The organism is Paracoccus actinidiae, assembly GCF_030863885.1.
In the GTDB taxonomy this organism is placed as follows: domain Bacteria; phylum Pseudomonadota; class Alphaproteobacteria; order Rhodobacterales; family Rhodobacteraceae; genus Paracoccus; species Paracoccus everestensis.
The window spans coordinates 4,023,227-4,046,622 of sequence record NZ_CP132956.1; the positions used below are offsets into that span (position 1 = coordinate 4,023,227).

Consider the following 23,396-nt stretch of genomic DNA (forward strand, 5'->3'; position numbering starts at 1 on the left):
CTGGATCACTCGTTCGAGAAGGTCATGTAGGCGCGTTTCTCGGCAATGGTCGCGGCCGAGAGGACACCCGTCTGACCGTTGTAGACGGCCTCGATCGATTGCAGTTCAAGCGACTTGGCGAGCTGGACCGAGAGTTCGGCCAGCACCCGCGTGTTGAGGTCGATCGACTCCTTTATGTCCGCGCTGTTCTGGGTCATGGAGACAAGCGTGTTGACCCGTTCCAGCGAGGACGAGGTTTCCGCATAGGTCTGCTCGGCCGTTGCGGCGAGAACCGCGCCGCCCGAGGCTTGCGCCGCCACCCGCTGCGCGCCGGGAACGCCCGAGGACGCCATGCCCGTGACCTTTTCCTGCGTCAGCCCGCCCGTGGTCAGCGCGGTTTCCACCCCCTTCGTCAGCGTGTCGCCCTTGGCCGGTGTGAAGCCGCCCCAGTTGCCGGTCATGCCGCCTTGGATCGTGCCAAGCACATCGGTCATGTTTCCGCTCAAGAGGCCGTCCAGACCCCCGCCCATGGCAAGGTCCACAATGTCCCGCTTGCCGCTGAACTGCCCGTAAATATCCTGAAGCTGCGTCAACTGCGCCTGCAACTGTTCGACCTGCTTGACGGCATTGGAGAGAAGGTCGGACTGCACCCCGGCATCGCGCAGCATGGCTTCAAGCTGCCTGATGGTCTGCAAGGTGTTCTGGCCGTCGAGGGTCGGGACGCCCTGCGCCAAGGCGACACGGGGGATGGCGGTTGCGGTCAGGCTGCTGATCGCAAGAGCGGCCGCAAAAAGGCCAGCTTTCGGAATGTCACTGATACGGTGGAAAAGCATCGTGAACCTCAATCGTTCGAGAATGTCATGTAATTGCGTTCTTCGGCGTGGGCCGCGGCTTGCTGCAAAGCCTCGGCGCTGACCGTCTTGGTGTTGGCCGCAAGAACCCGGACCCGAAGCGTCATGATCCGGGCCATTTCCGCGCGCGCGTAGCTGTTCAGCGCCCAGGCTTGCGTGGGGTTCTGGTTCTGCTCCATCTGGCTCAGGATCGCCTTGAGGCGATGCGCGATGGCGGCAATCTCTTGGGCCATGTTGCTGCCATAGGCCGAGGCACCATCGCCCATCATGGCGAGGTTGGCCCCTGCCGCATCAACCGGTGCGATGGTGCCAAGCGCGTCAACACCGCCGATGGCTACCAGATACTTGTTATACTTGGTGGGGATCACCTGGACGTAGTGCTGCGTTTCCTTGAAGGGCGGCACACCGCCGTATTTCTGCACGTTGCCCGGACCCGCGTTATAGGCGGCAAGCCCAAGGACGATGTTGCCGTCAAACATCGCCAGCATCCGGGCTAGATAGGTCGCCCCGCCATAAACCTGTGAATAGGGGTTGGTCCGGTAGTCGGGGTCCACCCCGAGGTCCTTGGCCGTTCCAGGCATGAGCTGCGTCAGGCCGTAGGCTCCTTTCGGGGACCCGGCATGGGGATTGAAGCGGCTTTCCTGCCAGATCATCGCCTGGATCAAGGCCCGCCATTGCGCCTGCGACAGCCCGGCTTTGGACACACCGGTATGGCCGTAGGTGGCCTTGGACCCGGCGATGATAACCTCTTCGACCGTCAGCGCCGCATCCCCGAAGGTCTTGGCCGCCGCCGGGTTCGTGTCGTCGGGATTGTAGAGACTGTCAGCCGATGCCGCCGGATCGCCTGCCCCAGCCTCCAGGGTCTGGATCATGTCGCCGGTCGCGCCCACCGGCAGGTTGCCAGCCTCGATCAGCTTGTCCAGTTGGATTGTAGAGACTGTCAGCCGATGCCGCCGGATCGCCTGCCCCAGCCTCCAGGGTCTGGATCATGTCGCCGGTCGCGCCCACCGGCAGGTTGCCAGCCTCGATCAGCTTGTCCAGTTCCGCGATAATCTCCGCGTCGATCTTCAGGAGCGCATCAGACCGCGCCAGCCTGCCTTGCTGGCGGCCAAGATCGCGTTCCTGTTCGGCCAGGATGGCAAGGTTTTGCCGCAGCAGGTTCGCGTCGATAATGGGAACGCCCTGCGCCGAGGCGAGGGTCGTGCTGGCCCCGAGGGCCACCACAGCAGCAAGCGCCTTTGCCTGTGTGACCCGCACGATCATTCTTCGGCCCACAGCTCCTGAATGGGCGTGAAGGTGCAGACCGGCTTGCCGCCCACGAAGCAGGACGAGCGGGCAGGCTGGGTGCTGGCGCAAGCCGAGACGGTGAAGGCCAGCACATAGATCATGAGAACGGACTTCATGCGATTTCTTCCTTTGTCTGGAGGCGGGCGCGGTAGGCCTCAAAGGCCGCACGGCCCGTCTTGCTGCCGCCGAGGATTTTCAGGTGATCGCCCAGGGGCGCGAGGTTCACATCCACGACCACAGAGGCCGAGGCATTGCGGATCAGCGCCAGGCGCGACCCGGTGGGTGCGCCTAGCACCATGCCCATTTCCCGGTCATTCAGATGCAGCGCCGCATAGTTCTCAGTCGAGGCCGCGCGGTTCGGGATCAGCACCTGCGTCTGGACGCCCTGCAGGATGGCCGCGCCCGCGCGGCTCTTGTTGAGTTGCGAGGGAAACTGCGTGACCATGACGACTAGAGCGTGTCGCGGGCATCGAGATTCAGGATTCCCAGCTTGCCTATGATGTGCTTCCCTTCTGCTGAGGCAGGTATGGGGGGTCTGATGGGCAAGCCACATCCAATGGAGCTTCGGACGCGAGCCTCGGCTTTCGTCGTCATGGGTTTCTTGCTCATCTTCGCTCCATAAGGGCTACGATGAGCCAAAAACCCTCCATCACGCAATCTGCCTAATCTGTCCCATGGGCGCTGACGTCAGACAATTATCGACGGTAAGCATGTCACGCCGACGCGCCCTGCCGACGCACGCGCAGCAGGCATCGCGATGATCCACCAGGAACTGCAGCATATCCCGCAGCTGAGCGTGGCGCAGAACCTGTTTCTCGGGCGCCCGCTGACCACGGCCGGAGGCCTGCTGGTGGACCGCCGCACGCAAGAACGCCGGGCCCGCCAGATCCTGGCCGACTTGGATCCGCGCATCGACCCGCGGGCGCCGATCCACACCCTGAAAGTGGCCCAGCAGCAGATTGTTGAGATCGCCCGGGCGCTGCTGGACGACGCCAAGATCATCGCCATGGACGAGCCGACCTCGTCCCTGACTCCGTCGGAATTCGAAAGCCTTGCCGCGCTGATCGCGCGACTAGCCGCCCAAGGCAAGTCGATCATCTATGTTTCGCACAAGATGGACGAGGTCTTCCAGGTCTGCGATCGCGCCACAATCCTTCGCGACGGGCGCTTCATCGACACGGTCGACCTGTCGCAGGTGACCCAAGACCAGGTCATCGCCAAGATGGTGGGCCGGGACATCCTGCACGAACGCCACGTGACGCATGCGCAGCCGCAGGTCGTCATGCAAGTCGAGAACCTGTCGGATGCCACCCTGATCCGCGATGCGGGTTTTACCCTGCATAAGGGCGAGGTGTTGGGACTAGCCGGTCTGGTCGGATCGGGGCGAACGGAACTGCTGCGTCTGATCGCGGGCATTGACCGTGCAAGATCGGGCCGGGTCGTGCTGAATGGCAAGCCGGTCGATCTGCGCAACCCGCGCAGCGCCATCCGCGCGGGCATCGGCCTGGTTCCGGAGGAACGCAAGAAGGACGGCATCGTGCGTGACCGGCCGGTGTCCTCGAACATCGCGCTGCCCTGCATGGGGCGGTTCAGCCGCTTCGGCCTTGTACGCCGCCGCGCCCTTCATGCCGAAGCAACCGCGTTGATGAAGAAGATGGGCATGCGCCCGCCCGATGTCAGGCGCGCCATTGGCACGTTCTCCGGCGGCAACCAGCAAAAGGCCATCATCGGTCGGTGGCTGGCTGCGGATGTGGACATCCTGCTCTTCGATGAGCCGACCCGCGGCATCGATGTCGGGGCCAAATCCGAGATCTATGACCTGATCGCGCAACTGGCTCAGGCCGGCAAGTCGATCATCGTCGTTAGTTCGGAACTGCCCGAGATCATCCGCCTGTCTGACCGGGTCATGGTGATGCGCGAAGGCCGCATCTCGGCCATCCTGAACGCCGACGAGATTTCGGAAGACGCCATCGCGGCGAATGCCATCCCCAAATCAAAAGGCCCGCTTCCCGTGGCCCAACCCAACGAGGCCTTGTGATGACCGATACTCCTGCCCCCGCCCCCACACGCAGCGGACCCCGCATCAACCTTCGCGATGCGGGCACCTTCTTCGGCCTGGTGTTGATCTTTGCCGTGTTCGCGGTGCTGAACCCGGTGTTCCTGACGGCGCCGAACTTGATCAACATCCTGCAGCAATCCTCGATAAATGCCTGCATCGCTCTGGGGATGACCTTTGTCATTATCTCGGGCGGGATCGATCTGTCGGTGGGACCAACCGCCGCCGTCTCCGCCATCGTCGGCGCCACGCTGATGATCGCGGGCGTGCCCATTCCCCTGGCGGTGATGGCCGCCATTCTCACCGGCATGGCCTGCGGGCTATTCAACGGCTCACTGGTGGCCATTGCAGGGCTGCAGCCCTTCATTGTCACCCTGGGAGGCTTGTCGCTCTACCGGGCGCTGGCGCTGATCTTCACCGGCGGCAATCCGATCTTCGGCATCCCGCCGGAATTCCGCGCCGCCATCAACGGACTGGTTCTCGGCGTGCCGGTCCCGGTCATCATCGTGGCGGTGATCGCCGTGATCCTTTGGGTGGTGCTGAACCGCAGCCCGCTTGGCGAATACATTCTGGCCGTCGGAGGCAACCCCGAGGCCGCGCGCATCGCCGGCGTGCCCGTGGCCCGCACCAAGATCACCGTTTATGTCCTCTCGGGGGGTCTGGCCGCCGTTGCCGCGCTGATCCTAACTGGCCGTCTCGGCGCTGCCGACCCCACGATGGGCAACCTGTGGGAACTGGACGCCATCGCGGCGGCGGCTATCGGGGGCGCCTCACTGATGGGCGGCAAGGGATCGGTCATTGGCACACTGATGGGGGCTGTGATCCTGGGCGGCCTTCGCAACGGGCTGACACTGATGAACGTGCAGGCCTTCTATCAACTTCTGGCAACAGGTATCATTATTCTCGTAGCGATGCTGATCGACCGCGCAACACGAGGCAGGGCATGACGAAACACTATGATCCGCGCAGCATCGGCGCCCAGATCCGGATGCAGATGCCGTTTCTGACGCCGCTCGAGGCGCGGGTCGTGGACACCATCACCGGGCGCAGCGATCTCAACCTGAATACCGCGCTGCGTCAGGTTGCCGAGGACGCGGGTGTTTCCGATGCCATGGTTGTCAAGATCGCCAAGAAGCTGGGCTTCAACGGGTTCCGGGACTTCCGCGAGGCGCTTGTCGTCTATCGCCAGACCGACGTGGCCTCCCTCCACAGCGAGATCTCGCCAGACGACAGTTCGGCCGACATCATCCGCAAGGTGTTCCAGACCTCGATGCAGGCCCTGGAGGAAACCATGTCGATCCTGGATGTCACCGCCTTTGATCGGGCCGTAGACCTTCTGCATAACGCCCGGCAGCGCGATTTTTATGGCGTCGGTGGCTCGGCACAGATCGCGCGCGACGTTTCCCACAAGTTTCTGCGTATCGGGCTGCGCGCGAGCGTGCAGGACGATCCGCACATGATGCTGATGTCGGCGTCCCTGTTGGGACCCGATGATGTGGTTGTGGCCTTCAGCCATTCGGGCACGACCTCAAACGTGATCGAAGCGGCGCGCCTAGCCCGCAAGCAGGGTGCGCGGGTGATCGCAGTGACTAACTACGCCACGGCCCCCTTGTCGGAACTGGCCGATATTGCGCTTTGCTCGACCGCGCAGGGCTCGCCTCTGCTGGGCGAGAACGCGGCCGCGCGCATTGCGCAGCTGAACATCATGGACGCGATCTTCGTGGCCGTTGCGCAGCGCGATCTGGACCGATCCGAAGCGCAATTGGCCCGGACCAGACAGGCGGTCGAGACCAAGCGCCGCAATTAACCGCTCTCAAGGAACCCTATGATATGACCCAGCCCCCCTGTGCGGTCGTTGTCGGCAGCCTGCATTATGACATCGTTGTCTCGGCCCCCCACCGTCCCGCTGCCGGCGAAACGGTTACCGGCAGCGGCTGGCGGCCGGTCTTTGGCGGCAAAGGCGGCAACCAGGCGGCGGCCCTGGTCGCGGCGGGCGTCCCCTGCCGAATGGTTTCCGCGATAGGTGATGATGGTTTTGGGACCTACCTGCGCGACGGCTTGCGCGCGGCGGGCGTGGACGACCGGCATGTCGCGACCCTGCCCGGCGTCCGGTCGGGGATGAGCGTCGCGATCATGGATGCAGAGGGTGATTACGGGGCGGTCATCGTGTCGGGGGCAAACCTGCAGATTGACCCGGAGGACCTGAACAGAGACGCGTTGTGGCAGGACGCTACTCATCTGGTTTTGCAGAACGAGATCCCCGAGGCGCTGAACATCGCCGCGGCACGGGCAGCACGCACGCGGGGTCTGGCGGTCGTGCTGAACGCGGCACCCGCACGCGACCTGTCCGACGCCTTGGCGCAGGTCATCGACATCCTCGTCGTTAATGCCGGAGAGGCCGAAACCTTGTCTGGCATCTCGGTTACCTCACTGGACGAGGCACAGGCCGCGGCACAAGCCTTGTCAGGCCGTTTCCAGATCGTGGTCGTCACGGCAGGCGGTGATGGGGTGGCTGTTGCGGGTCAGGATATTGTTTATGCGGAACCGGGGCATGACGTGACACTGGTCAGCACGCACGGCGCGGGCGATTGCTTCATCGGGGCGATGGTGGCCAGCCTGGTCGACGGAGGGACGCTGACCGCAGCACTCGCAAAGGCCAACATCGCTGCAGCAAGGCATGTCTCACGGCCGCGACCGTGAGCTTTTAACATGCAATAATGCGAGCGCATCATGCAGGATGGGCAAGCGCAGTTCCTGTTGCTTCGTGGACATCCCGCGGCCTCGACTGCCCTAAGCGAGCGCGGTTCCGGACGTTCAAATTGCGGCCAAACGGCCGATCGCGTTCCTGGCCTATGACGAACCATCTCGACTTGGCGATGCGGAACGGCATGACCGGTCGTGGCAGGAAGGGAGCAGGCCGACGGCCAGGCCAGGGGCGCTATGTCTGGACAAGGTCCGCCATTGCCCGAACCGCATGAACATATCCTCGCGGTCCGAGACCGGCGATCACCGCGGTGACCACCCCCGACATCAGGGACTTGTGGTAGATCGCCTCGCGCTGATGGATGTTTGAGATATGAAGCTTGATACGATCTGAGGCGGCAAGGCAATTGTCTCAAAGGAGGAGTGGATCGGGCCTCTCAAGATGCCAGAAGGCGAGAAGATTGGGTCAAGCACGGCGTCGATGCTCAGTCGTTGTGGCTTGGAGGGATCAACCAGTTGTCGTATGGGCAGCCATTTATCCGGGTAAGCCCTTTCTGCTGCTCCACCGGAGGCTGTGCCGTTCCAGGAACTCTAGGACTGCCTCGGCTATGTGACCCGCGGCCTTGACCTCGAGATGAAGATGATGATCGCCGACGAGTTCGACTTTCTCGTAGACGCTGATCAGCCTTTCGGCTCGACGCACCACATCAGCAAGCCTCGGACGGGAGCGCAGGATACCCTCGGTGGCCCAGATGTTCAGAACCGGGCACCGGATCGCCTGCAGGACATCCTCGACCTGGCTCTGCGTCAGCTTGATGGCGGAACTGGCAAACAGTCGTAGATCACCGCGTCTACCCCCAATGGCGCTCTCGGGGGTTTGTCATGCTGTCTCTTTTTCATGACTGCACTTTTCTGGACAGTACGGCCAGTGCCAATGTCTGGTGGATCAAATTGGCAGCGGACTTGTCAGAGTTTGTGCCCAGACCTTGCAGATGTCCTCGGAAGACGTGGAGCCCTTAAGCGCTTTGAAGCAGCGGAAGATTGTCCAATCGGCTGGACATAAGGGCCGCCTTTGCTTTGAGGATCGGTTGCTTGCTCAGCCAGCTTGCTTCGATCCGGGAACGCGGGCCCACAATGCCGACGCTGAAGTAGCCGTTTCGGCCCTGCACCGAGAGGGGGGTAGCAAAGCTGCCGGTATCGGGATCCTCTTCACCAAAGCAGGTCGCAAACGAACTCTCGGCAATACTGGCCATTTCGTGGGAATAGTTATCGTCGTCTGTGTCTGAATGATCCGGGAAGCGGAGCTTCACCTTGGCGATCATCTCCTCCCGTTCAGCAACGGGAAGAGACGCGAGGATGGCTTTTGCCGCACTGCACACGGCGGGACGCAGCCCCAATGGCGGAAGAACCCCTCCGACGGCGCCATCATTCGGCAGTTGGCGAAGGAAGAGTTCAACACCGCTCCCCGTCAATCGTGCGACAAAGGAAGTTTCGCCAGTCTCGTCCGCCAATGCCCTGAGTTCAGGACCGAGAGTGGAGCGTAGGCGATCTTCGGGAATTCCCCCAAGGACAATCCGGCACAGCCGGCTGCCGATCCGATATCCCTGCCCGACCCGCTCGGCCAGCTTCAGCCGCTCCAGTTCTCCGAGAAGACGATAGGTCGTGGCCTGCGGCAGGCCAGTGTGCCGGGCAAGATCAAGCGGTCCGGCCGCAGAACCCTCTGCGGAAATCGCCTCGAGCAGCATCAGCATGCGATCATTCATTTGCATTTATCATTTTTTGAGGCACCATTCTCGTCACACGGTAAACCTCTTCGCGGTGGCCGTGAATAGGGAGGAAGAGATGAAAGACGATCTTTTTTCAGGCGAACGGTACGGACCGGCGGAAAGGCGAATGGCCGAGGCTCTGATCGAACTCGAGAGCCGCATCATGGCAGGTGCTGTCGCGGAGGAGGAATGCGATTGCAAGGAAGGCATGTTTACCGGACTGACACGGCGAGGGCTGCTGTCGGGTGGCGCGATCATGTCGGGTCTGCTGCTGTCGAGTGGGCGCGCCCGGGCCGATGCGCCTCCGGGCGCAATCGAATATCCGGTTCAGCCGGATCCGACAAAAGAACAAGGACGCCTGATCCTGGACGACGGCGGCTATGGATCCCGCTCGCAGTTCGAGAACGAAATCCGCTGGCGCTATCCAACCGACAGCCTGGACTCGAGTTGGTCCATGACACCTCTGGCGTCGGGCCACGGCATCATCACGCCCTCGGGACTGCACTTCGAACGCCACCATGGCGGGATCCCCACCATTGACCCCGCCACCCACACCCTGATCATCCACGGCCTCGTCGACAAACCCCTGCGCCTGTCGATGCAAGACCTGCGCCGCATGCCCTCTGTCAGCCGCATCCACTTCATCGAGTGCTCGGGCAATGGCTTGACGGAATGGGCGAAGCCGACCCTCAAGACCGTACAGGGCACGCACGGGCTGACCTCGACCTCGGAATGGACAGGTGTGCTGCTGTCCACCGTGCTGAAGGAAGCCGGCATTCAGGACACCGCGGCCTGGATCCTGGCCGAAGGCTCGGATGCCGCTGTCATGACGCGGTCGGTGCCAATCGATGTGGCAATGAACGACGCGATCCTGGCCTATGCCCAGAACGGCGAGGCTCTGCGCCCCGAACAGGGCTACCCTCTGCGCCTGCTGCTGCCGGGGCTGGAGGGCAACACGCACATCAAATGGCTGCGCCGCCTGGAGGTCAGCGACAAGCCCTTCATGACACGGGAAGAGACATCCAAATATACTGACCTCATGCCCGATGGCACCGCCCGGCTGTTCACCTTGGAGATGGATGCGAAGTCGGTCATCACCTTTCCCTCGGGCGCCATGAAGCTGCCGCGGCCGGGCTTTTATGAGATAAGCGGTCTGGCTTGGTCGGGACGCGGAAAGATCGCCAAGGTGGAGGTCTCTGCAGACGGCGGCAAGACCTGGGCCGAGGCGGCCTTGCAAGAACCGGTGTTGAACAAGAGCCACACACGCTTCCGCATGCCGTGGATCTGGGACGGCAATGAGGCCGTCCTGCAGAGCCGCTGCACGGATGAGACGGGCTATGTTCAGCCGACGCTGCCCGAACTGGTCCGGGTCCGGGGCACCAAGTCTGTCTACCACCTGAATGCGATCCAAAGCTGGCATGTGGCTGCCAATGGGGAGGTGACCAATGTTCACGCGTGATCTTACGCTGGCCGGGCTTCTGATGGCTGCATGCACCATGGCTCAGGCCCAAACAGAGACCTCAGCCTCGGACGCGGCAGCACCACGAACCGTCGCAGCCTTGCCCGCGCCTGTGGGGGACCTCGAGGAGCCGATGCCACCCTCCCCCGTCGCGGAAACCGCCGAAGGTGAGGCCGCACCAGGACTGGATGCCAACTTCGGGATCGGACGGCCTGCCACGGACGAAGAAATCGCCGCAATCGACATCGATGTCATGCCGGACGGGTCTGGCCTGCCGGAGGGGAGCGGAACCTACGCAGAGGGTGAGACCGTCTATGTCGAGCAATGCGCGAGCTGCCATGGTGATAACCTGGAGGGCATCAAGGAGACTGGCGCCCCAGCCCTGATCGGTGGCCGAGACACCCTGGCCACAGACAAGCCGATCAAGACGGTTGAAAGCTACTGGCCTCACGCCAGCACGCTGTTTGACTACATCCACCGGGCAATGCCTCTGCACGCGCCCGGCTCCTTGTCGGCAGACGAAGTCTATGCAGTCTCGGCCTATATCCTGAGCCGTGGCGGCATCTTGCCAGAAGAGGTCGAGCTGGATGCCCAGACCTTCAAGGAAATCAAGATGCCGAACGCCGACGGCTTCGTTGAGGATCCGCGGCCAAACGCCATGTGAGAAAGCCAGGAGGCCGTCTAAGAGGCGGCCTCACTCTTAATCTTATAGGTCGAACACCAGGGTCAGCCGCAGCCGCTATTTGGTTGAGATCGCATGTGCTTGACTCAGCCGTTGCTCGGCAGTCGTGACTTCCGCCGTTCGGCTTACGGGCATGTTGTCACTAAGTTAAAATGTCGCCTCGTGGACCATTTAGAAATGTCGCATGGGGCTTGGAGCGATAAGCCGGCCCCGGCCCGCTCTCCAGCACAAGGGCCGTGGGGACGGGCCGTCGACAGCGCGCTGTTTGCAGGTTTTGGCTATCGTGGCTGAGGGCTATGTGGGGCCCGTCGTCATTGTGCAGGTGGTTGCAAGATCTGCGCGGCCTGAGCTTCTGCCGCGCGTCGTTCGGCGCGTTTGTCGAGCCAGCTCTTTCGACCACGACCGCGCTTGCCGGTTGGCGTGTAGTAGTCTCGCTGCTTGCCCACGGGGCCGACCTGCGGCGGGTTAGTCTGCTGCTGGACCATGATGTAGGACAGCACCTCGGCCAGGCGCTTGTTCTCGGTGATGCTCGCGTGGGTCACCCGCTGCTGGTTGGGGTCAAACACCCGGTAGGGCAGTAATATGCCCTTCCAGCGGATCTCGAGCGGCCGGTCCGCAAAGGCATAGGTCTCGACGTACTGGCCGATCGCACTGCGGGCGTGCTCGCTGTCGTTCAGGATGAACTTCCTGCGCTCAAATTGGACCACCAGGTTGCCGCTGAGCCGGCGCTGATCGCGGATGCAAAGGATCTCGCTGAGCCGCGGTGCCGGCACATTCAGCGGCCGGTGCAGATCATCAGGCCGGGCAGGAAGGCAGGCAAAGCGCTCGTTGTGACGCGCCATGAAGCCCGGCAGAAAGGCATTGCCTGCCGCCATGTCGCTGATGCCCGCAAGGCGCAATTCCTTGACCAGACGATCCTGCAGGGTGCGATTGGCCCGTTCGACGCGGCCCTTTGCCTGTGAGGAGTTGGCACAGAGGATCTCGATGTTCAGTTCCGCCAGAGCGCGGCCGAACTGCGTCATGGCCTGTCCGTTGGTAAGCGCTACGGCTCTGCCCTATGCGGCGAGGCTTGACGTCTGGCTGAAGCGCCAGGGCATGAGGTCCTCGATGCGGGATTTCGGATGTCCATCGAGAATGGCCCCAAGAGTGTTGGCGATATTGCCCCGGATCTCGATCGCCATCCCATCCGGCGCCTCAGGATCGCCCCACACACGCACCTCGCCGAGAAGCTCGCACAGCAGCGCGTTCGTCGCCATCATCTGATCGTAAGCGCTACGGCTCTGCCCTATGCGGCGAGGCTTGACGTCTGGCTGAAGCGCCAGGGCATGAGGTCCTCGATGCGGGATTTCGGATGTCCATCGAGAATGGCCCCAAGAGTGTTGGCGATATAGTCGACCGGGTTCACGCTGGACATTTTGCAGGTGGCGACCAGCGAGGCCAGCATTGCCCAGTTCTCAGCGCCGGTTTCATTGCCGGCAAAAAGTGCATTTTTTCTGGTAAGAGCTATTGGGCGGATCTGGTTTAGTCGACCGGGTTCACGCTGGACATTTTGCAGGTGGCGACCAGCGAGGCCAGCATTGCCCAGTTCTCAGCGCCGGTTTCATTGCCGGCAAAAAGTGCATTTTTTCTGGTAAGAGCTATTGGGCGGATCTGGTTCTCGACCGGGTTGGTGTCCAGCTCAAGCGTGCCGTCCTCAAGGAAGCGGATCAGGCCGGGCCAATGTGCAAGGGTGTAGCGGATGTCCTCGGCCAATTGGGATTTCTGCGGAATGCGGGAGAGCTTGGCCTCCAGCCACGGCTTGAGCGCGGCGATGACCGGTACCGAATGGTCGCGCCGAGCAGCAAGGCGCACGGCTGGATCCCTTCCTCGGACCGTCTTCTCGACCTGATAAAGCAGTGCAATCTGGCGCAGCATCTCCTCCGCAATGGGTGAGCCCTCATTCTCGAGGCGCTTCACGAAGCGGCGGCGGACATGGGTCCAACAATAGACCAGTTGCCAGGGGCCGTTGTTACGCTCCATCCCGGTCATCGCATTGTAGGACTGATAGGCGTCGCATTGCAGGAACCGGCCCCGGTATCCGCCGAGGAACTTCAGCGGATGCTCTTTCCCCCGGCCGGGGGCATAGTGGAACAGCACGATCGGCGGTCCGGCACCGCCATGTCCGCGATCATCGGACACAACGGCCCAGAAGTATCCGCTCTTTGTGGCCTTTCGGCCGGGATCCAACACTGGCGCGCGGGTCTCGTCGACGAAGATCCGGTCCGCACTGCGCAGATGAGCGCGCATGTGGTCGATGACCGGTGTCAGATGGAAGCAGGCGCGCCCGACCCAGTTGCCAAGCGTGCCACGATCCAGATCAATCCCCTGCCGCTTGAAGATCTCGGCCTGGCGGTAGAACGGCAGGTGGTCACCGAACTTCGAGACAATAATCCAGGCGATAAACCGCTCCGTGGGCATTCCGCCAGGCACCACATGCTCGGGAGCATGAGCTTGCGCCACAGTCTGAGAGCAGCGGCGGCAGGCATATTTGGGGCGACGCGTTACCAGAACCCGGAACTGGGCGGGGATCACATCGAGACGTTTGGAAACGTCTTCGCCGATCCGCGCCATCTCGCAACCGCAGGGACACAGGGTGCTGGCGGGTTCGATCACGCGCTCGCTCCGGGGCAGATGCAGCGGCAGATGCCCGCGGTTGCGCGCAGGTTTGCGGGGTGTCTTTGCCCCCAACCCCTGTAGCGCCGCCTCGGCCTTTTCCTGTGCCGCCTCGAGCACCCCTTGAGCAAATTCGGCATCCTCCAAGGGCAGGTTGAACTGGTCGGGTGACAGCTTCTCGGAGCTTTTGCCAAACTGCGCGCGTTGCGCCGTGCGCAAAATGTCCTCCAGCCGACGGTTGGCCTCCTGCACTTCGGATAGCGCCGCCTCAAGCTCGGCCAGGCGAGCCTTCAGGAGGGTGTTTTCCGAGGCAAGAGCATCAGCATCCATGGCTCAAAGTGAATCATGGATTATCCCTTTCAGCCAGCAAAAACAGGCATTCCCAAGTGATCGACCGATCAGCCTGCTGTTAAAGGGCGCCGCGCCCGCTCGGGTCGGACAAGGCGCCAGTCCAAGCCCTCGAACAACGCGGCCATCTGTGCGGACGACATCCGCATCACCCCGTCCCGCACCTGGGGCCAGACGAACTTGCCGCCTTCCAGTCGCTTGTGAACCAGCACCATCCCAGTCTGATCCCAAGCCAGCAGCTTGATGCGGTCAGCGCGTTTGGAACGGAAGACAAAGACCGCCCCACAGAACGGATCCAGCCCGAACATCTCCTGGACTGCCAGGGCCAGGCCGTCGATACCCTTGCGCGGCGCGGGCTTCGTGGTGGCGATCTGCGGCCAGATCATGACCATGCCCGGCCTGCCACGCCATCCCGCAGCCGAAACCATCGGCCTCAACGACATGGGACAAATCGAAGGCCTGTTCTAGGCCGCCATGGGCACGCTGGGCTGCGGTGTGCGCCAGCGCCGATGGATCACCATGTGCAACGCGACAACAGTGGCCAGCGTCGATCGCAGGGCCGTGCCGTCTTGGTCGACGGTCCCGAAACCGATCCGGGCCGGGAACGAGCCGTCCGGCCTCTGGCTTGCGATCACATCGGCCAACAGGGGCATCACATCGTGATCCGGGTCAATCAGGCACAGGCAGAAGATCATCTGTACCAGAGGAACCAGCCTGCCGTTGCGCTCTGCCCAGTCGGCGAACCGCAGGCAGTTGGCAAAGGCGTCGCCATAGGCGCGCGGGTCAGAGAAACGGGGCCGCTCGGCCCCAAAGCGATAACACAGGGCAAGAAGGCTGGCATAGGATTCGACAGTTTGGTCATCCAGCCGTTCCTCGGGGATCGGACGGCGCAAGACCGCCTCGGCCGCAGCAAGCAGGGCCGCGTCCGGCATATCCGTCAGCGCCAGCCGATCGGCAACGTCAAGCGCGTCGGATGCCTCGACCCAATCCAGGCGGTCAGGCGAAAGACATCGTAACACAGCCGTGCCCAAATAGGCGCGGATTGCCTTACCGGATTGAAACCTCGCCATAAACAGATCAGTAAATTCCGGTGTGGATCGGCTTCGGATAAAAGCCTGTAACGGCGCCTCGGTCCCCCGCAGGCCGGTGCAGATATGTGCCGCAACCGCAATCTCGGCCACATCATCGATCTGCGCATCGGAGATCGCGTCTTGGGGCATCAGGTCAATCTGATTGCGCAGCCATTGCTGGCTGCGCGCGGCGATCAGGGTCAATAACTGCTTATAGGCAAAATCGTAGGGCATGAGCGCACTCCTCCCGGAACTGGTTCACAGATTAGAAACCCCGATTAAGAATTTGGCAATAATTCTGAGTATGAGCAGGCGAGGTTGTTGCCTAAAATGTGTTGAAAAGGTCGTGTATGTTTTTTCCGGCAAATGACGCAAGCCACGCGGTAGGGCATAACCCTTCGCCCAAAGAAGGGTTCCCGCCGGAGTTGCATTTTAACAAGATTTAAACAAATTTTGGCGCAGCCCCGGAAACCGCAGGTCGCGCTCATGTCTGACAGGATGGCGGAGTGGAAGTCTGCAATCGCATCTTTTCGTAACGTCCCATAGCGTCCCTTAGCTACTGTAAAACAACAACAATATTGACACGCGGCGTTCCGCATGTTCCGCTTATATCCCATGGCGTCGCAAATCGCCTGGGGGAACAATAGGGGTCAAGATGCAGGAAACCACAACCCTGAGGATACGTCCCCGGTTGAATGCGGCACAAATCCGCTCGCCTCTGCCGCCCGGCAAGTATCACGATGGCGGGGGGATGGGTCTTTACCTGATGGTTAGGGCGAACGGCTCCCGCTTCTGGGTGCAGCGCATAATGGTTAAGGGCAAGCGGTGCGAGATCGGTCTAGGAAGCCCGCCGGTCATCACATTAGCCAATGCCCGTGAGATCGCGCTGGAGAACAAGCGATTGGTCCGCAAAGGCATTGATCCGCTACAGGCCCGCAAAGAGGCCAACTCAGTGCCTACCTTTGAGGAAGCAGCCCGCACCGTCCACAAGCTGCACGAACCGACATGGCGCAATACGAAGCATGCCGCGCAGTTCATTGCTACACTGGAGACGTATGCCTTCCCCCGTCTTGGCAAATCCAAGGTGGGTGAGGTCAACACGGCTGATGTGCTGGCCGTGCTGGCGCCGATCTGGAACGAGAAGCGCGAGACGGCCCGGCGGGTCAAGCAGCGCATCGGCACGGTGATGAAGTGGGCCGTTGCCAAGGGCTGGCGGCAGGACGATCCGACGCTCGCCATTGCGCAGGCACTGCCTAAAGACCGGCAGGAGAAAGACCAGCGCAAGGCCCTGCCCTACTCCGAGGTGGCCGGTTGCATGAAGGCCGTCGAGGACAGCGCGGCGGGCATATCGACCAAGTTGGCCTTCCGTCTTCTGGTGTTGACCGCCAGCCGCTCTGGTGAGGTCAGGCTTGCCCGGTGGGGGCAGATCGACTGGAAGGCCGAAGGTGGCCCTATCTGGACGCGCCCGGCATCTGTGATGAAGGCCAAGAAGGCGCACAGCGTCCCGCTGTCAAAGGATGCCGTATCGATCCTCTCACTGGCACAGGAGATTTCCGACCACGAGGATCCCGACGCGCTGATCTTCCCCGGCACAGTGAAGGGCAAGCCGCTGTCCGACGCCACCCTGCTCAAGCTGGTTCGTGAAAACGGCTATGACATCGACATTCACGGCTTCCGCACCAGCTTCCGCACCTGGACGCAGGAAAAGACCACGTTCCCCCGCGAGGTGGCCGAAGCGGCACTGGCGCACACGATCAAGGACAAGGCCGAGGCTGCTTATGCGCGGTCGGACCTGATGGAGAAGCGCCGCGCCCTGGCCGAGGCATGGGCAAGGTATCTGGCGCAGGACAGCGCCAAGGTTGTGAGGATTGGGTGATGGAGCGAAAAGCCCTTCGAGGTGCCGAACTGGTTATAGGTCGTCCGCATGAACTGCGGGATCTCACTGGACGCAGGCGCGAATGGAAAGAATGTAACTGCGCTTGCCGTAATAGTCGCACGCCCTGTCAGCACAGGGGCTTTTCGATGAACTGCGCTATTTACCCACAGATTTCTGTGGAAAAGTCTGTGGATCGCTTGCGAGATGGCCAATGGCGGCAAAGCGCGCATTTGCATCGTGGTGGGGCCTGCGCCATTATGGAGCGGTGATGAACTTTATGGTGTTTCTCAGGAGGTGCTACGCCAATGGCGATGGGCGGAACCCAATAGCCTGTCGAGTGATAACCACGCATTGCGACCGACTAACGGGCCGCTGTAAGATACCATAGGACGGCACAAAATAGTGACGCCCGCAGATGCCTTTCTTGGCGGTCAGGCTCTGCGGGCGAGGTTGGAAAAGCGACGAGCCTTCCAACCCCATCCTACACAAACCGTGGACGCCTTGTCCACGCCCCTTCGAAACCCGCGAGAGCGGGATGATGAAACATGTGAGGATAAGGGCGTATATCATGCCAGACAAATTGCTCCGCCTTCCGGCAGTTATGGAAATGACCGGCCTTGGCCGTTCGACTATTTATCGGATGATGGCCGAGGGAGACTTCCCGAAACCGCTCCGCCTTGGACAGCGCGCCATTGCATGGCCAACTGATTCGATCCGCGACTGGATCACCTCGCGCCCGATTGCGGCATGAGGCCCAGCTATGATCATTGCACGCAGTTTGGACGAACTGCTCCTTCTCAAACCGAAGGGCAGTTTCCTTGTCACGGTCGTTTACGGCCAAACCGCCATTCTGGTGAATAGGCCCGGCCAACCGGAAGAAACCATCTTCTGCCTTTCCGCCGGTCACGCCAATCAGGTTCGGCAAAAGCTTTCCGATGAGGGCCTGACGGGATTGGTGGAAGGCAGCCTGTGACCAAGCCTCTCACCCGTCAACAACTTTGGCGCAGGAACAACCCGCGCCGGTATCTGGCGCACTTGTATGTCGAAGCGGCCAAGCGCGTTGGCGTTCTCAATCCGCAGCCCTGTGAGCAATGCGGAGCAACAGCCGAGGCGCACCATCCCGACTATGACCGCCCTGGCGATGTCCGCTGGCTTTGCCGCAAGCACCATCGACAGCTTCATGTTCGAGGTGGGCTATGATCGGGGAAAACATAACCCCGATCCCGCTGGGAGACGGGACCGGGGCTGATCTTCAAGACTGGCTGTCTTGGGTCGATGATAACACTAGGCGGGAGGTCGCGGCAAGAAATCTTGCCGCTGCCACTCTCGATTGCGATCCATCCGACAGGCTGGAACTGCTGGAACTGCTACACAAAGCTTTGCGGCGCGGCTTCCCCATCACGGCCTTTGGCAGCGTCATGGACGAGGCAGCATTCTGGGCAGATGGAGCCAGCCCTGCTGAGCGCAAAGCCTACTGCCTGGCCTGCTTCAATCGCATGCCAGCGCGCGATCAAGCGGCCTTCCTGGATTATGTCCAAGGGAGGAGCGCGGCTTGAATGTCTTTGCCCATCTCGATCAGCAGGATCAGCGCAATCCCTACATGGAGGATCTCGCACCAAGGGCCTCCCGGTTCTATTCGGCATCCGATCTGGAAGGGCTGGAAGTCCCACCCCGGCACTGGCTGGTGCGCGATCTGGTGCCATCTGGGACGGTAACGCTGCTGGGAGGCGATGGGGGCACCGGCAAGTCGCTGCTGGCCCTGCAACTGGCCTGCGCCGTCGCTACGGGCAGCAGATGGCTGGAGCGGCAAGTGGCCGGTGGCAGCGTCATGTTCATCAGTGCAGAGGATGACGATGCCGAGTTGCACCGTCGTTTGGATGACATCGTGCAGGCCTCCGACATAGAGTTCAGCGATCTGGACCGCCTGACCATTCGCAGCCTTGCGGGGGAGGATGCCTTGCTGGCGTTCCTGGATCGCGGATCAGGCGTTCTGTCGCCATCGCCCCTCTATGCGGAACTGGACAAGCGTATGGAGGACGAGAAGCCCGCTTTGGTGGTCCTGGACACCTTGGCAGACTTGTTCCCCGGCAATGAGAACGACAGGGCACAGGCGCGGCACTTCATCGGCTTGCTGCGTGGCCTGGCTATTCGCCACGAGTGCGCAGTGGTCCTGCTGGCGCATCCATCCCTGTCAGGAATGAGCAGTGGCACGGGCACCAGTGGATCGACTGGCTGGAATAACAGCGTCAGGTCGCGGCTCTATCTGGAGCGGGTGGCGCAGGATGGATACGAGGCCAACCCCGATGCGCGGGTGCTATCCACGAAGAAGGCCAATTACGGGCGCACAGGTAGCGAGATCAACCTGACTTGGCGCGACGGCGTGTTCGTGGCCGATCCGGTCGAAACCGGACTGGACCGCATGGCTAAGGGTGCAAAGGCCGAACGGGTATTCCTCAAGCTGCTGCGCACCCTCACAGAGCAGGGGCGGCGGGTGAATACCGGAGGAGGGCAAACATACGCTCCCTCCGTGTTTGCCGCCCACCCGGATGCAGAGAGCATCAGCAAGACCGCGTTCCGATCCGCGATGGAAACCCTGCTGGCACAAGGGAAGATCAGGGTGGTCGAAGACGGACCTGTATCTAAGCGGCGGTCCTTCTTGGTGGAGGCAGAATGACCTTCCAACCCCCTTCCAACCCTAAATTCCAACCCGTTCCAACCCCGGTCCCGACCCTGTTCCAACCCCCTTCCAGCCCCTGTTCCTTCCAACCCCCATACCCCCTGAGGTTGGAAGCCGCCGTTGGGGCGCGGCACCAACCCAAGGAAGGATGAAACGATGAGTGCCAAGATGCCGATGGCTGGAATACTAAGGCCTGAGCAAGTTCGCCTCACAAAGCTTGGATTTTATCTCTGCGTAGGTGTCCAGAACTCTTACCGTCGCCCCATTCGCCAAGGCGATGTCGGTGCCCTCATCCTGATGCTCACTGGTAAAGTGCAGGATCTCTGTGGCGTTGAGGACGATCCGATCCTCGAAAGGGTCAGTCAATTCTATGAACATGGACAGCCTTTGATTGCGATTGAAGTCTCATCCTCGGCAATCAGCCCCTGTTCTGCAACACGAAGTGAATTTGCCAGCACCGGACGGGGGGTGGTCCAGAACTTTGCCCCTTGGCTGGGGACCGGCGCGGGGAGCAACGCGCAAGATATGACTGAATTGGAGTTTTCTGAATGAGCAGCAACGAGAACAGAATGACGCAGTTTCCGCCCCTCGATCCGTGGCGTCTGGACGGCATTCTGGAGCCTGATCACAAGCTTTGGGGCCTGCGGCACATCGCCCTGGTGCTGAATGTCAGCGTGGACAAGGCGCGCGAACTGTCAGCGCGTCCGGGCGTGCCGATCTACAGGCCGGAAGGATCAGGCACCTATTTCGCCTTCAAATCCGAGTTGATGGCATGGCTTCGCGGCAAATCCTTCCACGAAAACCCATGAAAACCAACGGAAACCAGCGTTTTACAAGCTTACGGCAGGGGCCAGCAATGACGCATAAACTGGTCTATGCGCATCTGGCCCTTTTCCCGCAAGGCGGCAACGCCTGAACAGAAGTCCCTGACATCACCGGATGCGGTGATCGAGGCGCTTTTTGGCCTGACCCCAACAGCATCCGGCATCAGCATCACCACGACCGAGGCCCTGCGCGTCCCTGTCGTGGCGAATGCGATCCAGGTCATCAGCGAAGCGGTGGCATCACTCGACATCCATGTGAAGCGCCGTGAGGGCGGCAACGAGATCGACGTTCCCGACCATCCTGTTCTTCCCCTGCTGCGCGACGAGGCCAACGAATGGACATCCTCGTTTGAACTAATTCGCCAGATTATGGTCGATGCCCTGATGTCGGACGCGGGCGGCATGGCCTGGGTCAACCGGGTGAATGGCGAGGCACGCGAAATCATCCGCTACCGTCAAGGCGTGCTGTCCTTCGATCTCGACGTGGAAACCGGTGAACGCAGATACCGGAACGTCAATCGACCGATCCCGGCCCGCGACATCATCCACCTTCTGCCGCCCCTTGGCCGTGCGCCGCTGGTGCTGGCCCTGGAAGCCATCGCCATTTCCGTTGCCCTGGACCGCCATGCAGCCCGCCTGTTCACCCGTGGCGCCCGTCCTTCCGGTGCCCTGAAGTTCCCGAAGGGCATGGGCGAGGACAGTGTGAAGAAGGCCCGCGCCGCATGGCGGGCAACCCATGAGGGCGCCGATACCGGCGGGCAGACGGCCATCCTTTATGACGGTGCCGAGTTCGAGGCCTTCACCTTCACCAGCACTGACAGCCAGTTCCTCGAAAATCGCCGCTTCCAAATCGAGGAAATCGCCCGCGCCTTCAACATCCCGTCCCCGATGGTCGGCGATCTGTCCCGCGCCACCTGGTCGAACAGCGAACAGAAGGGCCGCGAGTTCCTGTCCTACACGCTGGAACCGTGGCTGCGCGGGTTGGAGGGCGCCCTGCGCCGTGCCCTGTTCAGCGATGAGGAGCGGCAGAGCCACGTGATCCGGTTCGACCGTGACGACCTGACCCGCGCCGATCTGGCGACCCGCGCGACGACCATCAACAGCCTCATTGCCAGCCAGACCATCAACCCGAACGAGGGCCGGTCCTGGCTTGGCCTGCCGCCCCGCGAAGGCGGCGATGAATTCCTGAACCCCAACATCAGCGCGACCCCAAGCGTGCCTGAAACCGAGGACACTGATGCAACTGAATGACATCCTCGCAGACAGCCAGGATCAGGATCGGGGCCGCGACTTCGATCTGCTGGATCCTGTCTCTGGCAAGCCGACCGGCATCACCCTGCGCATCGTCGGCCCTGACAGCGCTACGCAGGCCCGTGCACGGCTGCAGATGGTCGATGACCTGGCCGACGCGGCAGGCCCTGACGGGATGCTCAGCGCAGCCGACCGGGAGAAGGTCCGCCTCAACACCCTGGCCCGCTGCGTCGTCGGCTGGCAGATCAGCGAGAACGGCGAGCCGGTCCCCTTCAACCACGCCAGCGTCGTGCGCCTCCTCAAGGCCGCGCAGTGGGTGCAACAGCAGGTCGATGGATTTGCCTCCGACCGCGCAGCCTTCCGGGGGCGCACATGACCGACCGGATCGAGATCAAGGCGCAGTTGAGCGTCGATGATGCAGGCGAGATCACCGGCATCGCATGGCCCTTCGGCACCCCCGACCGGGTGGGCGATGTGGTGCAGCGCGGCGCTTTCACCAAGGCCCTGCCGCCGCTTCCCATGCTGGCAGGACACGACCAGGGCCAGACCGTGGGCGTCTGGTCGGAAATCACCGAAACCACCGAAGGCCTGACCGTCAAAGGGCGGCTTTTGGTCAATGAAGTGCAGCGTGCGGCAGAGGTTCGCTCGCTGATCCAGGCAGGCGCGCTTCGTGGCCTGTCGATTGGCTTTGTTTCGCGCAAGGCCCTGCCGCGCAAGGGCGGCGGTCGCACGATCAGCGACCTTGAACTTCTCGAAATCAGCGTGGTGGCGGTGCCTGCCCATCCCGGCGCGCGGATCACGTCAGCAAAGGAACTGGACATGACGGAAACCACCGAAACCAACGATCAGGAAGGCATCGGCGCGCTTGTCGTGAAGATGCGCGAGATCGAGCAGAAGGCCGATCAGACGCCCCTCGTGGCCCGGATCGACAAGCTGGAAGCCAAGATGAACCGCCCGACTGGCGACACCAAGGCTGCCGACGAACCCACAGCTGAGCGCAAGGCCTTTGGGCAGTATCTGGTCCACGGCGACCGGATTGCCGCCGACGACCGCAAGGCCCTGAACGTCACCAGCGACACGCAGGGCGGCTTCCTGGCACCCCCGGAGTTTTCCTCCGAGGTTATCCGCGACCTGATCGAGTATAGCCCGATCCGGCAGTATGCCAGCGTGCGCGGCACCAACGCGAACGAGGTCATCTATCCGACCCGTGGCGACATCACGAACGCCAAGTGGGTCGGCGAGATGGAGCCGCACGACGAAAGCACGATCACCTTCGGCCAGAAGGAGGTCGAGGTTCACGAACTGGCAACCTACGTCGATATCTCGAATCGCCTGCTGCAGGACGCGCCGCAGGCCGAGACGGAAGTGCGCGCGGCCTTGGCCGAGGACTTCGCCATGAAGGAGGCCAATGCCTTCCTCTGGGGTGATGGCGTCAAGAAGCCCGAAGGCATCATGATGAACCCGGACATTCCGGAAATCGCCAACGGCCACGCCAGCAACCTGTCCACTGATGCGCTGATCCGGCTGATGTATTCGCTTCCTGCGCCTTACCGCAACCGCGGGGCCTGGGCACTGAACGGCACCACGCTGGGCATCCTGCGCACGCTCAAGGACAGCCAAGGCCAGTATGTCTGGCAACCCTCTCTGCAAGTCGGCCAGCCTGAAACCATTCTGGGCCGTCCGGTGATTGAGATGGTGGACCTGGAGGACGTTGCGTCGAACGAATTCCCGATCATCTACGGCGACTTCCAAGCCTATCGGATCGTGGATCGCCTGAACATGTCAGTGCTGGTCGATCCCTACAGCCGCGCCCGCGAGCGCATCACCCGCATTCACGCCACCCGGCGCGTCGGCGGTGCGGTGCTGCAACCGGCCCGCTTCCGCAAACTCAAGATGGCGACCAGCTGAGGAGGAT

General features: G+C 62.0%; 28 protein-coding genes and 3 pseudogenes. 18 read left to right on the forward strand and 13 right to left on the reverse strand.

All coding sequences use genetic code 11. From position 1 onward, the window contains the following. Positions 1-5 precede the first annotated feature (5 nt). From Q5701_RS19955 to Q5701_RS19975, 5 genes are read right to left on the reverse strand one after another with little or no spacing between them, the layout of a single operon-like run. A complete protein-coding gene (locus Q5701_RS19955; protein WP_306752694.1) occupies positions 6-812 on the reverse strand; it encodes a type IV secretion system protein in 807 nt (268 codons plus the stop codon). An 8-nt stretch (positions 813-820) separates the two neighbouring features. Further along, positions 821-1,702: a lytic transglycosylase domain-containing protein gene (locus Q5701_RS19960; RefSeq protein WP_306752695.1), complete on the reverse strand. Its 882-nt coding sequence runs from the start codon at positions 1,700-1,702 to the stop codon at positions 821-823. After that, complete coding sequence (locus Q5701_RS19965) at positions 1,653-2,087, reverse strand: hypothetical protein (RefSeq protein ID WP_306752696.1); 435 nt, start codon at positions 2,085-2,087, stop codon at positions 1,653-1,655. Before Q5701_RS19965 ends, Q5701_RS19960 begins: the two co-directional genes overlap by 50 nt. Before the next feature lie 2 nt (positions 2,088-2,089). Next, the gene (locus tag Q5701_RS19970) at positions 2,090-2,233 is read right to left on the reverse strand and encodes a hypothetical protein (RefSeq protein WP_306752697.1); all 144 of its coding nucleotides are present in this window, start codon (positions 2,231-2,233) and stop codon (positions 2,090-2,092) included. Beyond that, the gene (locus Q5701_RS19975) at positions 2,230-2,562 is read right to left on the reverse strand and encodes a hypothetical protein (RefSeq protein ID WP_306752698.1); all 333 of its coding nucleotides are present in this window, start codon (positions 2,560-2,562) and stop codon (positions 2,230-2,232) included. Before Q5701_RS19975 ends, Q5701_RS19970 begins: the two co-directional genes overlap by 4 nt. A gap of 252 nt (positions 2,563-2,814) precedes the next feature. Between Q5701_RS19975 and Q5701_RS19980 the strand changes: the two genes are divergently transcribed. The 4 genes from Q5701_RS19980 to Q5701_RS19995 are packed head-to-tail and all read left to right on the forward strand — an operon-like array spanning position 2,815 to position 6,873. Continuing rightward, positions 2,815-4,155 (forward strand): sugar ABC transporter ATP-binding protein, encoded by a 1,341-nt coding sequence (locus Q5701_RS19980; protein ID WP_306755450.1) that lies wholly within the window; start codon positions 2,815-2,817, stop codon positions 4,153-4,155. Continuing rightward, positions 4,155-5,120: an ABC transporter permease gene (locus Q5701_RS19985; protein WP_306752699.1), complete on the forward strand. Its 966-nt coding sequence runs from the start codon at positions 4,155-4,157 to the stop codon at positions 5,118-5,120. Before Q5701_RS19980 ends, Q5701_RS19985 begins: the two co-directional genes overlap by 1 nt. Continuing rightward, positions 5,117-5,980 carry a MurR/RpiR family transcriptional regulator gene (locus Q5701_RS19990; RefSeq protein ID WP_306752700.1) on the forward strand — a complete coding sequence of 288 codons (864 nt, stop codon included), beginning with the start codon at positions 5,117-5,119 and terminating at the stop codon, positions 5,978-5,980. Before Q5701_RS19985 ends, Q5701_RS19990 begins: the two co-directional genes overlap by 4 nt. A 23-nt stretch (positions 5,981-6,003) precedes the next feature. Further along, positions 6,004-6,873 (forward strand): ribokinase, encoded by an 870-nt coding sequence (locus Q5701_RS19995; RefSeq protein WP_306752701.1) that lies wholly within the window; start codon positions 6,004-6,006, stop codon positions 6,871-6,873. 238 nt (positions 6,874-7,111) lie between these two features. On the opposite strand, the gene Q5701_RS20000 is transcribed toward Q5701_RS19995, so the two are convergent. Further along, on the reverse strand, positions 7,112-7,261 hold the full coding sequence (locus Q5701_RS20000; RefSeq protein WP_306755451.1) for a type II 3-dehydroquinate dehydratase: 150 nt from the start codon (positions 7,259-7,261) through the stop codon (positions 7,112-7,114). 225 nt (positions 7,262-7,486) lie between these two features. Between Q5701_RS20000 and Q5701_RS20005 the strand changes: the two genes are divergently transcribed. Next, positions 7,487-7,717, forward strand: coding sequence for a hypothetical protein (locus Q5701_RS20005; RefSeq protein WP_306752702.1), 231 nt, complete (start codon positions 7,487-7,489; stop codon positions 7,715-7,717). A 175-nt stretch (positions 7,718-7,892) separates the two neighbouring features. On the opposite strand, the gene Q5701_RS20010 is transcribed toward Q5701_RS20005, so the two are convergent. Continuing rightward, positions 7,893-8,627, reverse strand: coding sequence for an IclR family transcriptional regulator (locus Q5701_RS20010; protein WP_306752704.1), 735 nt, complete (start codon positions 8,625-8,627; stop codon positions 7,893-7,895). Here Q5701_RS20010 and soxC point away from each other — a divergent pair. After that, the gene (gene soxC / locus Q5701_RS20015) at positions 8,626-10,101 is read left to right on the forward strand and encodes a sulfite dehydrogenase (protein ID WP_306752706.1); all 1,476 of its coding nucleotides are present in this window, start codon (positions 8,626-8,628) and stop codon (positions 10,099-10,101) included. The two genes, Q5701_RS20010 and soxC, sit on opposite strands and share 2 nt — an antisense overlap. Continuing rightward, complete coding sequence (locus Q5701_RS20020; RefSeq protein WP_306752707.1) at positions 10,088-10,765, forward strand: c-type cytochrome; 678 nt, start codon at positions 10,088-10,090, stop codon at positions 10,763-10,765. Before soxC ends, Q5701_RS20020 begins: the two co-directional genes overlap by 14 nt. A gap of 329 nt (positions 10,766-11,094) precedes the next feature. On the opposite strand, the gene Q5701_RS20025 is transcribed toward Q5701_RS20020, so the two are convergent. The 5 genes and pseudogenes from Q5701_RS20025 to tnpB all read right to left on the reverse strand — a co-directional run bounded on the left by Q5701_RS20025 (position 11,095) and on the right by tnpB (position 14,175). Then, positions 11,095-11,805, reverse strand: coding sequence for a hypothetical protein (locus tag Q5701_RS20025; protein ID WP_373568574.1), 711 nt, complete (start codon positions 11,803-11,805; stop codon positions 11,095-11,097). Between the two features lie 33 nt (positions 11,806-11,838). Further along, entirely contained in the window at positions 11,839-12,042 is a 204-nt protein-coding gene (locus Q5701_RS20030) for a hypothetical protein (RefSeq protein ID WP_306752708.1), read from the reverse strand. A 26-nt stretch (positions 12,043-12,068) separates the two neighbouring features. Beyond that, positions 12,069-12,299, reverse strand: a pseudogene (locus Q5701_RS23105) (transposase domain-containing protein); the annotation flags it as partial. Positions 12,300-12,313: 14 nt separating this feature from the next. Continuing rightward, positions 12,314-13,555: pseudogene (tnpC, locus tag Q5701_RS20040) on the reverse strand (IS66 family transposase); the annotation flags it as partial. Between the two features lie 278 nt (positions 13,556-13,833). Beyond that, complete coding sequence (gene tnpB, locus Q5701_RS20045) at positions 13,834-14,175, reverse strand: IS66 family insertion sequence element accessory protein TnpB (RefSeq protein WP_306752711.1); 342 nt, start codon at positions 14,173-14,175, stop codon at positions 13,834-13,836. Between tnpB and Q5701_RS20050 the strand changes: the two are divergent. Then, positions 14,132-14,251: pseudogene (locus Q5701_RS20050) on the forward strand (formate--tetrahydrofolate ligase); the annotation flags it as partial. The gene tnpB and the pseudogene Q5701_RS20050 sit on opposite strands and share 44 nt — an antisense overlap. Here Q5701_RS20050 and Q5701_RS20055 read toward each other — a convergent pair. After that, the gene (locus Q5701_RS20055; protein ID WP_306752712.1) at positions 14,248-15,087 is read right to left on the reverse strand and encodes a hypothetical protein; all 840 of its coding nucleotides are present in this window, start codon (positions 15,085-15,087) and stop codon (positions 14,248-14,250) included. The pseudogene Q5701_RS20050 and the gene Q5701_RS20055 overlap by 4 nt on opposite strands. A gap of 421 nt (positions 15,088-15,508) precedes the next feature. Between Q5701_RS20055 and Q5701_RS20060 the strand changes: the two genes are divergently transcribed. The 10 genes from Q5701_RS20060 (at position 15,509) to Q5701_RS20105 (ending at position 23,389) form a co-directional block, all read left to right on the forward strand. Beyond that, positions 15,509-16,729: a tyrosine-type recombinase/integrase gene (locus tag Q5701_RS20060; RefSeq protein ID WP_306752713.1), complete on the forward strand. Its 1,221-nt coding sequence runs from the start codon at positions 15,509-15,511 to the stop codon at positions 16,727-16,729. Between the two features lie 568 nt (positions 16,730-17,297). Continuing rightward, positions 17,298-17,480: a helix-turn-helix transcriptional regulator gene (locus tag Q5701_RS20065; RefSeq protein WP_306755452.1), complete on the forward strand. Its 183-nt coding sequence runs from the start codon at positions 17,298-17,300 to the stop codon at positions 17,478-17,480. Between the two features lie 9 nt (positions 17,481-17,489). Next, on the forward strand, positions 17,490-17,702 hold the full coding sequence (locus Q5701_RS20070) for a hypothetical protein (protein ID WP_306752714.1): 213 nt from the start codon (positions 17,490-17,492) through the stop codon (positions 17,700-17,702). Between the two features lie 223 nt (positions 17,703-17,925). Continuing rightward, entirely contained in the window at positions 17,926-18,285 is a 360-nt protein-coding gene (locus Q5701_RS20075; RefSeq protein ID WP_306752715.1) for a hypothetical protein, read from the forward strand. 44 nt (positions 18,286-18,329) lie between these two features. Next, entirely contained in the window at positions 18,330-19,403 is a 1,074-nt protein-coding gene (locus tag Q5701_RS20080) for an AAA family ATPase (protein ID WP_306755453.1), read from the forward strand. Positions 19,404-19,562: 159 nt separating this feature from the next. Further along, positions 19,563-19,958: a hypothetical protein gene (locus Q5701_RS20085; RefSeq protein ID WP_306752716.1), complete on the forward strand. Its 396-nt coding sequence runs from the start codon at positions 19,563-19,565 to the stop codon at positions 19,956-19,958. 17 nt (positions 19,959-19,975) lie between these two features. Further along, complete coding sequence (locus Q5701_RS20090) at positions 19,976-20,215, forward strand: DNA-binding protein (RefSeq protein ID WP_306752717.1); 240 nt, start codon at positions 19,976-19,978, stop codon at positions 20,213-20,215. Between the two features lie 66 nt (positions 20,216-20,281). Then, complete coding sequence (locus tag Q5701_RS20095) at positions 20,282-21,481, forward strand: phage portal protein (protein ID WP_306752718.1); 1,200 nt, start codon at positions 20,282-20,284, stop codon at positions 21,479-21,481. Next, complete coding sequence (locus Q5701_RS20100) at positions 21,468-21,857, forward strand: hypothetical protein (protein ID WP_306752719.1); 390 nt, start codon at positions 21,468-21,470, stop codon at positions 21,855-21,857. Before Q5701_RS20095 ends, Q5701_RS20100 begins: the two co-directional genes overlap by 14 nt. Further along, positions 21,854-23,389 (forward strand): phage major capsid protein, encoded by a 1,536-nt coding sequence (locus tag Q5701_RS20105; protein ID WP_306752720.1) that lies wholly within the window; start codon positions 21,854-21,856, stop codon positions 23,387-23,389. The genes Q5701_RS20100 and Q5701_RS20105 overlap by 4 nt, the downstream gene beginning before the upstream one ends. Positions 23,390-23,396: the final 7 nt, after the last annotated feature.